The organism is Rhodanobacter sp. B2A1Ga4 (genome assembly GCF_018101315.1).
GTDB lineage: Bacteria > Pseudomonadota > Gammaproteobacteria > Xanthomonadales > Rhodanobacteraceae > Rhodanobacter > Rhodanobacter thiooxydans_A.
This window is the reverse complement of record NZ_JADBJR010000001.1, coordinates 1218596-1234055: the sequence shown is the minus strand read 5'-3', so window position 1 is coordinate 1234055 and position 15460 is coordinate 1218596. Positions and strand designations below refer to the sequence as shown.

At 67.5% G+C, this 15460-nt stretch carries 11 protein-coding genes; 5 read left to right on the top strand and 6 right to left on the bottom strand.

Annotation, left to right across the window (positions count from 1 at the left end):
- The first annotated feature begins 180 nt into the window (after positions 1 to 180).
- The 5 genes from IMW82_RS05775 to IMW82_RS05755 all read left to right on the top strand — a co-directional run bounded on the left by IMW82_RS05775 (position 181) and on the right by IMW82_RS05755 (position 5379).
- The gene (locus IMW82_RS05775; protein ID WP_108472453.1) at positions 181 to 1605 is read left to right on the top strand and encodes a M20 family metallopeptidase; all 1425 of its coding nucleotides are present in this window, start codon (positions 181 to 183) and stop codon (positions 1603 to 1605) included.
- A gap of 16 nt (positions 1606 to 1621) precedes the next feature.
- Positions 1622 to 2359 carry a YggS family pyridoxal phosphate-dependent enzyme gene (locus IMW82_RS05770; protein ID WP_108472454.1) on the top strand — a complete coding sequence of 246 codons (738 nt, stop codon included), beginning with the start codon at positions 1622 to 1624 and terminating at the stop codon, positions 2357 to 2359.
- A 182-nt stretch (positions 2360 to 2541) separates the two neighbouring features.
- A complete protein-coding gene (locus tag IMW82_RS05765; RefSeq protein WP_108472455.1) occupies positions 2542 to 3243 on the top strand; it encodes a C40 family peptidase in 702 nt (233 codons plus the stop codon).
- 137 nt (positions 3244 to 3380) lie between these two features.
- A complete protein-coding gene (locus IMW82_RS05760) occupies positions 3381 to 3998 on the top strand; it encodes a rhomboid family intramembrane serine protease (RefSeq protein WP_108472456.1) in 618 nt (205 codons plus the stop codon).
- A 25-nt stretch (positions 3999 to 4023) separates the two neighbouring features.
- Positions 4024 to 5379 carry an amino acid permease gene (locus tag IMW82_RS05755; RefSeq protein WP_108472457.1) on the top strand — a complete coding sequence of 452 codons (1356 nt, stop codon included), beginning with the start codon at positions 4024 to 4026 and terminating at the stop codon, positions 5377 to 5379.
- Positions 5380 to 5426: 47 nt separating this feature from the next.
- Here IMW82_RS05755 and rapA read toward each other — a convergent pair whose 3' ends face one another.
- The 6 genes from rapA to IMW82_RS05725 all read right to left on the bottom strand — a co-directional run bounded on the left by rapA (position 5427) and on the right by IMW82_RS05725 (position 15375).
- Positions 5427 to 8267, bottom strand: a complete 2841-nt coding sequence (gene rapA / locus IMW82_RS05750; RefSeq protein WP_211004051.1) for an RNA polymerase-associated protein RapA — start codon at positions 8265 to 8267, stop codon at positions 5427 to 5429.
- A gap of 213 nt (positions 8268 to 8480) precedes the next feature.
- Entirely contained in the window at positions 8481 to 10604 is a 2124-nt protein-coding gene (locus IMW82_RS05745) for a M13-type metalloendopeptidase (protein WP_108472459.1), read from the bottom strand.
- A 118-nt stretch (positions 10605 to 10722) separates the two neighbouring features.
- Positions 10723 to 12555: a M14 family metallopeptidase gene (locus IMW82_RS05740; RefSeq protein WP_108472460.1), complete on the bottom strand. Its 1833-nt coding sequence runs from the start codon at positions 12553 to 12555 to the stop codon at positions 10723 to 10725.
- The gene (locus IMW82_RS05735; protein ID WP_108472461.1) at positions 12552 to 13229 is read right to left on the bottom strand and encodes a DUF502 domain-containing protein; all 678 of its coding nucleotides are present in this window, start codon (positions 13227 to 13229) and stop codon (positions 12552 to 12554) included. The genes IMW82_RS05740 and IMW82_RS05735 overlap by 4 nt, the downstream gene beginning before the upstream one ends.
- Positions 13230 to 13574: 345 nt before the next feature.
- Entirely contained in the window at positions 13575 to 14636 is a 1062-nt protein-coding gene (locus tag IMW82_RS05730; RefSeq protein ID WP_211004050.1) for a tellurite resistance/C4-dicarboxylate transporter family protein, read from the bottom strand.
- A 286-nt stretch (positions 14637 to 14922) separates the two neighbouring features.
- On the bottom strand, positions 14923 to 15375 hold the full coding sequence (locus IMW82_RS05725) for a DUF4442 domain-containing protein (protein WP_108472463.1): 453 nt from the start codon (positions 15373 to 15375) through the stop codon (positions 14923 to 14925).
- Positions 15376 to 15460: the final 85 nt, after the last annotated feature.

Here is a 15460-nt window from a genome sequence, read left to right as displayed (position 1 = left end):
ACGGCATCCAGGTGCCGCCGGCGCACTATGCCGCCGCGGCGAAGGGCCACGCAGTGGGAGACGCCGCAGGGTTGGTGTGCGCGCCGGGCGCTTTCGCCTGTGGGCGGCTTCCGGTCGCGTGTCGGTGCAGTGGAGGCGCGCTGTTACAATGCCGATCTTGTTCGCCTGATGGAGTGAGCCATGGATACTGCCCGCCTTTCCCGCTTCGTCGGTGGCCTGTGGGACGACGAGATCGTGCCGCAGCTGGTCGAATACATCCGTATCCCCAACAAGTCGCCGATGTTCGACAAGGACTGGGTGGCGCACGGCTACATGGATGCGGCGGTCAAGCTGATGGAAACCTGGGCGCGCTCCAAGCTCGCCCAGTTGCCCGGTGCCACGCTGGAAGTGGTGCGGCTGGAAGGACGTACGCCGCTGATCTACATCGAAGTGCCGGGCCAGGGAGACGACACCGTGATGCTTTACGGCCACCTCGACAAGCAGCCGGAGATGACCGGCTGGGCCGAGGGCCTCGGCCCGTGGACACCGGTGCTCAAGGGCGACAAGCTGTACGGCCGCGGTGGCGCCGACGACGGCTATGCGATCTTCGGCTCGCTGGCCGCGCTGCTGGCGCTGCACGAGCAGGGCATTCCGCACGCGCGCTGCGTGGTGATGATCGAGGCCTGCGAGGAATCGGGCAGCTACGATCTGCCGTTCTACGTCGACCACCTGGCCGACCGCATCGGCAGCCCGTCGCTGGTGGTGTGCCTGGATTCGGGCTGCGGCAACTACGACCAGCTGTGGTTGACCACGTCCCTGCGCGGCATGACCGGCGGCAACCTCACCGTGCAGGTGCTGGAAGAGGGCGTGCACTCGGGCGACGCCTCCGGCGTGGTGCCGTCGAGCTTCCGCATCCTGCGCGAGTTGCTGACGCGGCTGGAAGATCCGGCCACCGGCACGATCAAGCCGAAGGAGCTGTACGTCGACATTCCGCAACAGCGCGTCGAGCAAGCCAAGCTCTCGGCCGAGGTGCTGGGCGACGACATCTACAGCAAGTTCCCGTGGACCGAGGGCATGCAGCCGGTCACGAAAGACCTGGCCGAACTGGTGCTCAACCGCACCTGGCGCCCGCAGCTGGCGGTCACCGGCATCGGCGGCATCCCGCCGCTGGAAAGCGCCGGCAACGTGCTGCGCCCGTTCACCGCGGTGAAGCTGAGCCTGCGCGTGCCGCCCACGCTGAACGGCGCCAAGGCCGGCGAGTTCGTCAAGCAATTGCTGGAGAAGGACCCGCCGTACGGCGCCAAGGTCACTTTCACCCTGGAAAAGGACGGCTCGGGCTGGAACGCGCCGGCGCTGTCGCCATGGCTGGAGCAGGCGGTGGCCGACGCCTCGCAGCACTATTTCGGCGCGCCAGCCACCTACATGGGCGAGGGCGGCAGCATCCCGTTCATGGGCATGCTTGGCGAAAAATTCCCCAAGGCGCAGTTCCTGATCACCGGCGTGCTCGGCCCGCATTCCAACGCGCACGGCCCCAACGAGTTCCTGCACATCCCCACCGGCAAGAAGGTCAGCATGGTGGTGGCCGAGGTGGTGGCGCGCCATCACCAGCAGGGTGGCAAGGCCTGAGCGCGATCGTCGGGCCATGAGCACGGATACCGGCTGGCTGGCCGACAACTGGGCGCAGGTCCGCCGCCGCGTCGATGCGGCGTGCCGCGAGGCCGGCCGTGACCCGGCCGAGGTGGCCATCCTGCCGGTCAGCAAGACCTTCGGCCCGGAGCTGATCCGGGCCGCGGTGGCACTGGGCATGCGCCGCTTCGGCGAGAACAAGGTGCAGGAGATCCGCGACAAGGCGCCGGCGCTGGCCGACTGCGACATCGACTGGGTGATGATCGGCCACCTGCAGACCAACAAGGCGAAAGACGTGGCGCGGCTGGCCAGCGAGGTGCAGTCGCTGGACCGGCTGGAGCTGGCCGAGGCGCTGGATCGGCGGCTGCAGCACGAAGGCCGGGCGATCGACGTGCTGGTGCAGGTGAAGACTTCCGTCGAGCCCAGCAAATACGGTCTCCCGCCTGAACAGCTACCCGCTTTCCTGAATACGCTGCGCGGCTACGACACCATGCGCGTACGTGGCCTGATGACCCTGGCGATCCACTCCACCGACCCGGCCGAGGTACGTGGCTGCTTCCGCCTGCTGCGCGAACTGCGCCATCAGGCGGTGACACAAGGCCATGATCTGACAAGACTTTCCATGGGCATGAGTGGTGATTTCCCGCTCGCCATCGCCGAGGGCGCGACCGAGGTGCGGATCGGCACGGCGATCTTCGGCAGCCGGCCCTATCCGGACGCGTATTACTGGCCGGAGCCCCCGGTAGGGGTGTAAGCGAAGTAAAATCAAATAGTTGGATGAAATGTGCGCCCCGTCTCCGTTTTTTGAAACGATAGGGTTCAGTTAACCTCGATCCAACAACTACGCGCCCCCTTCTTGTTAAGTTCACTACTTCGTCACGTCGTCTGCTTCTGCTGGGCGGCTAATCCTGTGAACAACAAGGGATTTTTTCCAGCATGCCCATCAAGCAACTGACCGCTGCCGCCGCGCTCATCTCCGTGCTGCTGGTTTCCGGTCCGCTTCAAGCCAGGAACCTCCCTGCTTCCACCGCCATCGGCAGCTCACCGGTTGCCCACCTCGATTCGCCACTGCTGGGTCAGCTGCCCGTCTTCAACCCGGCGGCTGCACTGGCGCAGTCCGTGCTTCCCGACGCCGCGGCGGTGCTCGCCGTTGCCGCGACGGAACCGTCGGCCGACGTCGCCGCCGCAGACGAACAGGATGCCGCCACGGCCGCTGCCAGCGCGAACATCACCGACCTGCGCAAGTCGCTGATCGCGATGGCGATGAAGCTGCGCGACACACGCTATGTGCGTGGCGGCCGCGACCCTTCCACCGGTTTCGATTGCAGTGGTTTCGTCCGCTACGTGTTCGCCCATGCGGTCGGCATGCAGTTGCCAAGCAATTCCGCGTCGCAGTTCCTGGCAGGCCTCAAGGTCAAGCGCGCGGACATGCAGCCGGGCGACCTGGTGTTTTTCCACACCCACGGCAAGCGGGGCATCTCGCATGTGGGCATCTACATCTCGAACGGCCGCTTCATCCATTCGCCGTCCGCCGGCAAGTCGGTGGAGATTTCCAGCCTGAGCGAAGGTTACTGGGCCAAGCGTTTCGCCGGTGCCAAGCGTCCGGAGGCGATGGCGCAGGTGGCCAGCAAGGGCTGACCTGACCTCGCCGGTTGGTGCGCCAAGCCGCCGCAAGGCGGCTTTTTGCTGGCCGTAGCGGATGAACGATCGTCAGCGGGTGCGGTCAGCTGCGGGATGCGTCGTTATGCTGTCCTCGATTCCCTGGAAACTGCCTGATGCCTTTTGACCTGCCGCCCGTTACCCGCAACCTGCTGATCGCCAATGTGGCGGTGTTCCTGCTGCAGCAGGTGATGGGGCCGCCCCTGCTGCAATATTTCGCGCTGTGGCCGCTCGGCTCCGGCCTGTTCGGGGTGTGGCAGATCGTCACCAGCGCGTTCATGCATGGCGGCTTCACCCACATCATGTTCAACATGCTTGCGCTGTACATGTTCGGCGGCGCGATCGAGCGCACCTTCGGCGCGCGCGAGTTCACCATCTACTATTTCGTCTGCGCGATCGTCGCCTCGCTGCTGCAGCTGGCGGTGCTGTGGTTCTTCCCTCCGGCCGAGTACGGGCCCACGCTGGGCGCGTCCGGTGCAATCTTCGGCCTGCTGCTGGCGTTTGGCATGCTGTATCCGCACGAGAAGGTGATGCTGATCTTCCTGCCGATCCCGATGCCGGCGTGGCTGTTCGTGATCCTCTACGCCGCGGCGGAACTGACCATGGGCGTGACCGGGATCGAGCCGGGCGTGGCCCACTTCGCCCATCTCGGCGGCATGCTGGGTGGCCTGGTGCTGATCCAGTACTGGCGCGGGCGGCTGCCGTGGAAGCCAAAGCGGCGCCTGTTACGCTGAGCGCTTCCACGCCACGAACATACCCATGACCCAGGCCCTGCAGCGCCAGCTCACCCCGCGCCACATCACCTTCATGGCACTGGGCATGTGCATTGGTGCCGGCCTGTTCCTCGGCTCCGCCAGCACGATCCAGCTGGCCGGGCCGTCGCTGCTGTTCGCCTACCTGTTCGGCGGCACGATGATCTTCATCATCATGCGCGCGCTGGGCGAGATGGCCGCGCACGAGCCGATCGCCGGCTCGTTCAGCACCTACGCGCACAAGTACCTCGGCCCGTTCGCCGGCTACCTCACCGGCTGGAACTACTGGATCCTGATGATGGGCGTGGGCATTGCCGAGAGCACCGCGGTCGGCATCTACATGAAGGCGTGGTTTCCGGGGTCGCCGCAGTGGATCTGGGCGTTCGCCAGCGTGGCGATGATCGGCGGGCTGAACCTGATGGCGGTGAAGGTCTACGGCGAGCTGGAGTTCTGGTTCGCGCTGATCAAGGTGCTCACGGTGGTGGCGATGATCGCCGGCGGCTGCGCGATGATCTGGCTGGGCTGGGGCAACGGCGGCCAGCCGATCGGCCTCAGCAACCTGTGGTCGCATGGCGGCTGGTTCCCGAACGGCGTCACCGGCATGGTGCTGGCGCTGCCGGTGCTGGTGTTCTCGTTCGGCGGCATCGAGACGATCGGCGTGGCCGCCGCCGAGGCGGCGCAGCCGGAGCGCACCATCCCGCGCGCGGTGAACTCGGTGATCTGGCGCATCCTGATCTTCTACATCGGCTCGCTGTTCGTGATCATGGCGATCTACCCGTGGAACGAGCTGGGCACGCAGGGCAGTCCGTTCGTCACCACCTTCGCCAGGCTGGGCATTCCGCAGGCGGCCGGGCTGATCAACTTCGTGGTGATCACCGCGGCGTTGTCCAGCTTCAACTCAACGATGTTCAGCGGCAGCCGCATGCTGCACAGCCTGGCCACGAAGGGGCAGGCGCCGATGGCGATGGGGCGGCTGAGTGCGCAGGGCGTGCCGGTGCGCGGGGTGTTGGTGACGCTGGTGTTCCTGCTGTTCGGCGTGCTGATGAACTACCTGGTGCCCGGGCGCATCTTCGGCATGATGATGTCGATCCTCGCCTTCAACACGGTGTGGACCTGGGGCATGGTGCTGGTGGCGCACTGGCGCTTCCGCCGCCAGCAGCCGTCGCCGCTGGCTTTCCGCTTGCGCTGGTTTCCGCTGAGCAGCGTGGTCTGCCTGGCGTTTCTGGCGTTCGTGCTGGTGATGCTCGGCTACAGCGCGGACACCCGTGTGGCGCTGTATGTGGGCGTGATCTGGCTGGCGCTGCTGACGGTGGGCTACCGCGTGGGCGGCATCGAGCAGCGCATGCGCATGGCGTCGGCTTGAGCTGAGGGGCGCCGCAGACCTTCCCCGTACACGGGGAAGGGTGGGCTTCAGCGCAGCGCCAGGAAGTCCGCGCTGACCACGAAGCGCACCGCGTCCAGCCGCAGCCGCGACTGCGGCAGCGCGGCCAGCAGGGCGGTGCGCTCGGCGGCGATGGCGGCGATTTCCGCCGCGCTGACCGACGGGTTCACTGCACGCAGCGCCAGCAGGCGTGACAGCTCCGCATCCAGCGTCTGCGTGGCCAGCTCCACCGCCTCGTCGATGCGTGCCTGGCCGCGCGTGCCGGCCAGCGCCTCGGCGCGCTCCAGCATCGGCGGCACCAGCTTGGCGAGGAATTTGCGGTAGCGCGCCACTTCGATGTTGCGGTCGCCGGCCTTGCGCAGGGCGATCTCGCTGGGCGCGAAGTCGGCGCGCTCGGCCAGCCGGGTGTCGACGGTGACTGCGATCGGCAGCACCGGCAGGAAGCGTTCGGCGTCGAGTTTCCGGTCGGCCACGCATTCGAGCAGGAACACCGCCTGCAGCAGCGCGGTGCGCGGCGGCAGCACGTCGTCGACCATGAAGGCGGCATTGCCCTGTTCGCCGGACAGCGCCAGGTCCATGGCGCCGGCGACCAGCGGATGGTCCAGCCGCAGCAGCGGCAGCTCCTCGCGCGATAGTGCCACCTCGCGCGCGAAGGTCACCGACTGCGGGCCTTCGGCAAAGCCGGGCAGGGCGTCGGTGGACAGGTATTGCGGGTCGAGCAGCAGCACCTGGCCGCCGAGCTCCTCGGCATGGATGCCGAACGCCTCCAGCAGGCGTTGCACGAAGGCGTCGCGGCCCGGATCGTGGTCTTCGCGGGCGAACGCCTGCTGCAGCTCGTCGGCGTGCAGGTCGCGGCTGGCGGCCAGTTCCAGCAGGTGGTCGCGGCCGCCGCGGATCAGCTGCGCCATCTGCTCGTGGCTGGCGTGGGTCTCGGCCAGCAGCGCGTCCAGCTCCTGGTCGCGGTTGTCGTCGCCGCGGGCGTGTTCGTCGGCCAGCAGGGTCAGCGGCTCGCCGTAGCGGCGCAGCAGTTCACGGCCGTCGGCCGGGCTCATGCGGAACGCGTCGACGCCCTCGTCGTACCAGCGCGCCAGCACGTGCTGGGCGCTGTCGGCCACGGCGAGGATGTGGATCGCGATGTCGTGCTTCTGGCCGATCCGGTCGAGCCGGCCGATGCGCTGTTCCAGCAGGTCCGGGTCCAGCGGCAGGTCCCACAGCACCAGCCGGTGCGCGAACTGGAAGTTGCGGCCTTCCGAGCCGATCTCCGAGCACAGCAGCAAGCGCGCGCCGTCGGGCTGGGCGAAATACGCGGCGTTGCGGTCGCGCTGCACGATGCTGAGGCCTTCGTGGAAACGCGCCACGCCGACGCCGCTGCGCGTGCGCAGCGCTTCCTCCAGCGCCAGCACCTTGGCCTGGCTGCGGCAGATCAGCAGGAACTTGTCCTGCGGGTGCCGATCGAGCAGGGCGATCAGGGTGTCGATGCGCGGGTCGGCGGCGTAGTCGACCTCGATCAGCGGCGACGGCTGCTGGATGTCGGCGTGGAATTCGGCCAGCAGCGCCTGGCGCGTGCTGTCGTCGACCGTAGCCATCGGCAGCAGGTGCCATTCGGGCCGGCGCTGCGGGAAGCCGCCGACGCCGGCGCGGTTGTTGCGGAACATCGCGCGGCCGGTGCCGTGGCGGTCGATCAGCGCGGCCAGCAGCTCGCGTGCGTTGCCCGGTTTGGTCGGCTCGGCCAGCCGGGCGCTGAGTGCCTGGTCGCCGTGGAAGGCCGCGGTCAGGGCGGCGCGCTGCGTGTCGTCGAGTGGCTGGCCATCGAGCAGGCGGTCGGCGATCTTCGACAGCGCCAGGTAGCTGTCCGCCTCGGCCAGATAGCCGTCCAGATCATGGTAGCGCTGCGGATCGAGCAGGCGCAGGCGGGCGAAGTGGCCGCTGCGGCCGAGCTGTTCCGGGGTGGCGGTGAGCAGGATCACGCCGGGGATCGCCGCGGCCAGCTGCTCCACCATCGTGTAGCGCGGGCTGGCGGCTTCCGGCGACCACGCCAGATGATGCGCCTCGTCCACCACCAGCAGATCCCACGGCGCGTCCAGCAACTGCCGCGCGTACTTCGGCGAGCTTTCCAGGAAGCCGAAGTCGGCGATCACCAGTTGTTCGTCCTCGAACGGATTGCCGGCGTCGCCGGATTGCTCCAGCGCCTCGCAGCGTTCCTCATCGTAGATCGCGAAGCTCAGGTTGAAGCGGCGCAACATCTCCACGAACCACTGGTAGACCAGCGTGTCGGGCAACAGCAGCAGCACGCGCGAGGCGCGGCCGGTGGCGAGCTGGCGCGCGATGATCATGCCCGCCTCGATGGTCTTGCCCAGGCCCACCTCATCGGCCAGCAGCACCCGCGGCGGGCGCCGGGCGGCGGCGATGCCGGCCACGCGCAGCTGGTGCGGCACCAGTCCAATCCGTGCCGCGCCTAAGCCCCACATCGGCGAACGGCGTGCCTCGGCACGCCGCTTTAGCCCTTCCAGGCGCAGCTCGAACTGCGCCACGGCATCGGTGCGGCCGCCGACCAGGCGGTCGTCGGCCTGGCTCACGCTCTGCTCGTCGTCGAGCTGGCCTTCGTGCAGTTCGCGGCCTTCGCCGCGGTAGATCAGCAGGTCGTCGCGGATCTCCACCCGTTCCACCAGGAACGCGATGCCCTTGCCGGCGACGCGCTGGCCGGCGCGGAACTCGGCGCGCACCAGCGGCGCCGAGTCGACCGCGTACGGGCGCAGCACGCCAGCCCTGGCGAACAGCACCTGCACGCCGCGCCCTTCGACGCGCAGCACGGTACCGAGGCCCAGCTCGGGTTCGGCGGAGGAGATCCAGCGTTGACCAGGGACAAACATGTTTCGGCCGTCTTGCATCAAGGGCCGACGATTATCCGCCCCATGGCGCGCGCTGGGAACCGTTGCGCCGCCGCCGCGGAGGGCGGACGCTGGCACCGGTCTTGCTGCCGCCGTGGAATCCGTCGACGCCGAAACGGAAAACGCCGCGCACGGGCGCGGCGTTTCCGGGCTGGCAGGCTGACCGCCGCGGCCGAAGCCGCGACGGCCACGGACTTACCAGATCTTCACTTGCTTGTCGTCCGCACGCACCATCGCGTCGCCCGGCTTGCACCGGAACGCACTGGCGAAGGTCGGCATGTTCGACGGCGCGCCCATCGCGCGGAACTTCATCGGCGAATGCGGATCGGCGTTCAGATAGACCATCTGCGCCTTTTCGCGGATATCGCCGCGCCACACGCGGGCCCAGTTGAGGAAGAAGCGCTGGTCTTCGCTGTAGCCGTCGATCTTCTTGTCGGCTTCGGCCGGGTTCTTCTTCAGTGCGGTCTGCAGCGCGTCATAGGCGATGTTCAGGCCGCCCAGGTCGGCGATGTTCTCGCCCAGGGTCAGCGTGCCGTTGACATGCAGCTCGGGGTGGTCGGCCAACGGCGCGTAGTTGTTGAACTGGTCGACCAGCTTGCCGGTGCGCGCCTCGAACTTCTTCTTGTCCGCGTCGGTCCACCAGTTGACGTTGTTGCCGTCGCCGTCGAACTGGCTGCCCTGGTCGTCGAAGCCATGGCTGGCCTCGTGGCCGATCACCGCGCCGATGCCGCCGTAGTTGATCGCATCATCCGCCTTGGCATTGAAGAACGGCGGCTGCAGGATCGCGGCCGGGAAGTTGATCGTGTTGTCGGTCGGGTTGTAGTACGCATTGACCGTCTGCGGGGTCATGCCCCATTCCTGGCGGTCGGTCGGCTTGCCGATCTTGGCGATGTCGTACTCGTAGTTGAACTTGCTGGCCGCCTGCATGTTGGCGTAGTAGCCGTCCTTGCTGATGCTCAGGCCGTCCCAGCTGCGCCAGTGTTCCGGGTAGCCGATCTTGGGCAGGAACTTGGACCACTTGTCCAGCGCCTTGGCCTTGGTCTCCTCGCTCATCCAGTCGAGGTTCTGGATGCGCGTCTTCAGCGCGTCGCGCACGTTGGTGACCAGCTCTTCCGCGCGGGCCTTGGCCTCGGGGGTGAAGTACTTGGCTACGTAGAGCTGGCCCAGCGCCTGGCCCATCGCGCCGTTGACCGCAGTCAGCGAACGCTTCCACTGCGGCTGCTGTTCCGGCTGGCCGCGCAGGGTCTTGCCGTAGAAATCGAACTGCGCGTCCACGAACGGCTCGGACAGGGCGGTGGCGGCGTTGGAGATGGTGTGCGCCTTCAGGTAGGCCTTCCATTCGTCCATCGGCGCGCTGGCGACCAGCTTGTCGAACTCGGCGAAGAACTTCGGCTGCGACAGCGAGAAGCCCTTGTCGACGGTGACGCCTTGCGACTTGAAGAACGTGTTCCAGTCGAAGTGCGGGGTGACCTTGTTCGCCTCGGCGACGGTCGCGAAGTGGTACTGGTTTTCCGGCTTGCGCATTTCCACGCGCGGGATGGAGTGCTGCGCCAGGTCGGTCTCGAACTTCATCGCCAGCGCGGCCTGCTTGGCGGCGTCGTCGGCGCTGCTGCCAGTCATCTCGAACAGCTTGGCCAGGTACTTGACGTAGCTGTCGCGGATGTCCTTGTACTTGGCGTCGGTGTAGTAGTCGGTGGTGGGCAGGCCAAGCCCGCTCTGCTCGGTGTAGGCGATCTGTACCTTGGCGTCCTTGTAGTCGGCGCCCGAGCCGAAGGCGAACACCGCGCCGTCGCCCTTGGCGAAGGACTGGCCCAGCCATGCCGGCAGGTCCTTGTTCGACTTCAGCGCGTCGATGCCGGCGAGGTCGGCCTTGATCGGGTCGAAGCCGGCCTTGTTGCGCGCGTCCATGTCCATGCTGGAGTGGTACAGCCAGCCGATCTTCTGCTCGATCGAACCGGCCTTGGCCGCGTCGGCGTTCTTCACCGCGTCGTCCACCAGCTGGTGCTGGTCGGCCAGGCTCTTCTCGTGCAGCAGGCTGAAGGCGCCCCACACGGTCTGGTCGGCCGGGATCGGGTTGGCCTTGACCCACTTGGCATTGACGAAGCTGTTGAAGTCCTGGCACGCCTGCGCGCTGTCGCCCAGCTCGCTGACGTCGAAGATGCTCTTGCCGAGGTCGGCGGCGGCAGTGGTGCTGGCGGCGGCCGGTGCGGTGCTGGCCGGCGCCGGGGCGGTGCTGGCTGCCTCGTGCTTGCCGCAGGCGGTCAACGCCAGGCTGACGGCCAGCGCCAGCGCCAGTGGCTTCAGAAACTGCTTGGTCATGGATATCCCTCTGTGAATGATGGGTGGTGTCGTCTGGCCGCGCCGTCGGGTCCCCCCCGGAACGCGGGCATGGCCGTTCACGCTAGGCCAAACGTCATGGGTGGCACAGTGTCAAAGGTCAGGGTTGCGGCAGGTCGGGAGCGGGTGCCAAGGGTGCCAGTTGCCGCCACGCCGCCGCGTCCAGGCGCAGTACCGGGTAGGCGCCGACGCGCTGGGCGGCGTACCAGGGTGAGCGCTCGAAGAAGAACGCCAGCCGCGCGCGCGGGTTGGCGGCGAAGGCAGGATCGTCGTGCAGCTTCCGTTCGAACGCAGCCTTCAGCGCGGGGTCCTTCGCCAGCATCTCGCGCGCCAGCTGCTCGACCACACGCGGCTCGCCGTACTCCTTGGCCTCGAACACTGCGTCGAGATAGCCCCAGCGCAGCAGCGAGTCCGGCGCCTGCGGCTCCAGCAATTCGATCGCCACGTTGGCCGCGCGCTGGTCCAGCGGCACGATCGCCGAACCGGCCGGCAGGGTCACTTCACGCGGCACGGCGTGCAGGTTGAAGTCGCGCAGCATCAGGTGGCCCTCGAACGGCTGGCTGGCCCACTTCGGGTCGTCCAGCTGGTAGCCCTCGGCGCGGATCGTCAACGGGCGCTCGGTGCGGCGGTAGGCGATGCCGTGGGCATCAAGCCGGTCGATGACCGTCGTCCACTGCGCCGGCACCGCATAGGCAGCGGGCGGGGCGACCGACAGGTCCGGCAGCAGGCCGTTCCAGTTGTCGATGGTGTAGTTCTTCGGCGCGTGCGGGTCGTAATGGATCCACTCGCTGCCGGAAATGTCGCTGTGGCTCAGCGTGAAGGCGTAGCCCTTGAGTTCGAACTTCGTCGCTTGCGGATCGGGCTTGAAGTTCAGCGCCACCCGCGCGTTCGCCTCGCCGGCGCGGGCGATGGTGTCGGCGTCCGCCTTCGCGGTGGCCGCGAGCAGGGCGGCCGGCTGTGCGCCGATCTGTTCCAGCATCAGCTCGACCAGGTCGTACACGGCTCGCACGCGGTCGGCGTAGGGTTTGAGCATGTGCGTTTCGATCAGCAGCGCAGGGCGGTTCTGCAGTGCCGCGTAGCCGGTGGAGAAGCGCGGGCCGGAGCCGAAGTTCACGATGCCCTTGCGCGGGTCGCGGCCGTCCTTGAACTCCAGGTAGATCGAGGCGAGGTGGCCGCGCTTTTCATACGCGGGCAGCGCGTGATTGACGATCGCGTCGTGCTGCCACGTGCTTACCGCCGGGTCGAGCTTGTGCGGGTCCTCGGTGTACCAGGTGAGGTCGTACTGGTAGTCGGCGCCGTCGGTGGTGTGCACGTCGATCAGGAAATCCGGCAGCCACTTCTGCCACAGCTTCAGCCACGCGCGCATCTCCGGCGCATCGGCCTTGACGTAGTCGCGGTTGAGGTTGAGGTATTGCGACTGGCCGCGGAAGCCCATGCTGGCCGGGCCGTTCTGGTTGATGCGGTGGTACGGCGAGGAGTTCTCGTGGCCGTCCACGCTGAACACCGGGATGTACACCAGCACCACATGGTCGAGCAGGTGCGGGACCTTGCCGCTGACCGCGATATCGCGCAGCAGCATCAGCCCGGCGTCCTTGCCCTCGATCTCGCCGGGGTGGATGCCAGCCTGCAGCAGCACCACCGGCTTGTGCGCGGCGCGCGCGGCGGCCGGGTCGAACGTGCCGCCGGCGCTGGCGATCACCACCGTCATCGGCCGCCCCTGCGGCGTGGTGCCGAAGGTTTCCAGCCGGATCACGCCCGGCGCCGCGCGCTGCAGCCGCTCAAGGTAGGCCAGCGTGTCGGCGTAACTCGGCGTGGTGCGGAACTGCGCGGCCTCGGCCGGGGTGGTCCAGTCGGTGGTGGCGGGGCTGGTGGCGTGGACGCTCAGCGACACCACGCCGAGCAGGGCGGACCACAGGACGCAACGCAGATTCATGCCTGGTTTCCGCTTTCATCGCGGCGCAGCAGCGCCGGCGAAGCGGGCAACGTATCCGGTGCCACCGCGCCGCCGGAAATGATGAACGCCATCGCCTGGTCCATCGTCCAGTCGGTCGGCGTCAGCTCATCCACCGGCACCAGTTCCAGGTAGCCGCCCGTGGGATTCGGCGTAGTCGGGATATACACCGCCGCCATCTCGCGACCGCTGCCTTCCTCCACCATAACCCGGGTGACGAAGCCCACCACCTTCATGCCGCGGCGCGGAAAATCGATCAGCACCACGCGCTGCATGCCGCTGGGCTTGTTCTGCAGCACCGCCATCAGCTTCTTGGTGCCGCCGTAGATCGTCTGCACCAGCGGGATGCGCGCCAGCAGCGCGTCGAACGCGTCGAGGAAGCGCTGGCCGATCACCCGGTTGGCGATGAAACCGAGCAGGTACAGCGCCAGCAGCGTCACCAGCAGCGCCACGATGAAGGTCAGCCACTCCATCTTCAGCGACTCGGCCGCGTGCGGCGCCACCAGCGCCAGCCCGTTCAACAGCGCCTCCACCAGCGGCGCGCCGATCCCGGCCAGCAGGCCGAGCACGAACTTGAACACCAGCCAGGTCACCCACAGCGGGAGGAAGGTGAGCAGGCCGGTGAGCAGGTAGCGTTTGACGCGCAGGCGGGGCATGGGGTGATCCGGGTGCGGGGGATTCCGCATTGTAGGCGAGGGCGGTTTGCGCTGCGCCCTCCCACATCCGTCATGCCTGCGAAGGCAGGCATCGCACTTTGCCCTGCAACGAATACCTTTGCAGGAGCCCGCTCGCGGGCGATGCTCCTGCTTGGTGGACCATCAGAGCAAAAGCTTTCGTCTGCCTGCGGCAGCCGAGTTACTTTCTCTCGGGCAAGCGAGAGAAAGTGACTCGCCCTCCGAAGGAGGACGAAAGCTCTTGCTCTGAAAGCTCTTCGCCATGCATGCGGAAACAGCCAGGAGCATCGCGCCTGAAGTCGCTCCTGCAAGATGCGGATTGCATCGTCACCGCAACGGATGCCGCCGCCCGCCAACGCGAAAACCGCGATACCCGCGCAACAGCGCCCCGCCGGCCACCAACGCCCACACCAGCAGGCTGACATAGACGCCGACAGCCGGAATCACCCGCAGGAAATCCAGCTGCAGCGCCTGCGCCAGCGCGTAGGTGCCCACGGTGTACATGCCGATCGGGAACACGATGTCCCAGTCGTCCGTTTCGTAGCGCAGCGGCACGTGGCGCTGGCCATGGCGCCAGATTTCCAGCAACACCAGTAGTGGAATCCACCACGTTGCGGTGGCCCAGAAGAACAGAGTGAAGCCCTTCACGAACGGCAGCAGCGCGGCCAGCGCGCCGCTCGCCGGGGTGTGGATCACCAGCAGGCTGCCGGCCAGCGTGGTCACCGCCAGCGCGCCCATGTCGATCCAGTACGGCGGGGTGAACTCGCGCGCACGCAGCGGGAAGAACAGCATGCGGTAGACGACCAGGGTGATGATCAGCAGGTACAGCGCGGCACCGAGCAGGTACAGGCACAGCGCGCCGAACAGCCAGCTGGCACCGGCCGCGGGATCGTCGGCGAGCAGCAGGGTAATCAGCACCGCCAATGCCTGGGTCGCCACCACCGCGACCAGCCAGCCGCCGTTGATGCTGCGGGTGAAGCCGGGCTTGATCCGCGCGGTGATGGCGGCGGCGAGGAACAGATAGGTCAGCAGCGCCCAGGCCAGCGCTCCGGCCACCGCCAGCCCACGCGCCGCCCATGGCCAATGCACCACCAGCAGGCACTGGCTGCCCAGCACGCAGGTGGCGGCGGCGAAGGTGAGAAAGCCGGCGCCGTGGCCGGGGTGTACGAAATCGGCGACCAGTTCGTGGCGGAAGCGCGCCAGGCGCAGCAGGCTCAGTGCCAGCAGCCAGGCAAAGGCGAGCAGGTTGAGCGCAAGCAGCGCCCGCGCTACCCACGGCAGGTCGTGCTGACTAGCGTCGATGGAGACGATGCCGGTGGCCATCACCAGCGCGAAGCTGCCCGGGGCCAGATGCCGGGCGCGTTGCAGCAGGGTGTCGACCAGGGTCATGGTGCTGTCCGCAGGTTCGTTGCGGCGATTATGCGGACGGCCGGTGTAGGGGAGGGGTCAAGGGCGCCTTTCTCCCTCCCCTGCTTGTCCCAAAGGGACTTCCTTCGGTCGCAGGGGAGGGCTGGGGTGGGGTGCTCTTGCCGCGCATGGAGCGACCCCCTCACCTGAAGGACTCCCTGCGGTCGCCAACCTCCCCCTGCAAGCAGGGGGAGGAGCAAGGCGCCGGTGTCGGGGATGCTGTGATTTTTTCCGCGCTCGTGCGAATCAGGCGGGGCGCCTTGCGCGATTACCGGGCCTTCGGTTTCAGCCGCACGTAGAGCTGCTTGCGCACGACGGCGATGAGCTTGCCGCCGGCGGTGGTCACCTCGGTCTCGAACCAGCGCAGCACCTTGTCGCCGCCGGCTGCAGCGGCGCGCAGCTCGTCGACCACGCCGGCTTCGAGTTTGAAGTGTGCGTAAACATCCTCGTAGCCGGGCGCGACGAAGTCGATCGTGCCGGCCTTGTCCCACACGTAGTAGTCACGGCCGAGCTGGTGCATCGCCAGCAGCATCCAGAACGGGTCGACCATCGCGAACAGGCTGCCGCCGAACTGGCTCTTCACGTAGTTGCGGTTCCACGGGCGCAGCCGCAGCACCACCTTCGCCTCGGTGTAGTCGTCGCTGATCGACAGCACGCGGATGCCGCTGAACAGGTAGGGTGGCCACAGGTTGAGCAGGCGACGGAAAGTCGATGCGCGCATGCGGGGCTGGTCCAGGCGGGGGAGGGGCGATCATACCCGAACGTACGCGCCAGTATGGATACGCTTTTCGGCAGGGCGGACACTG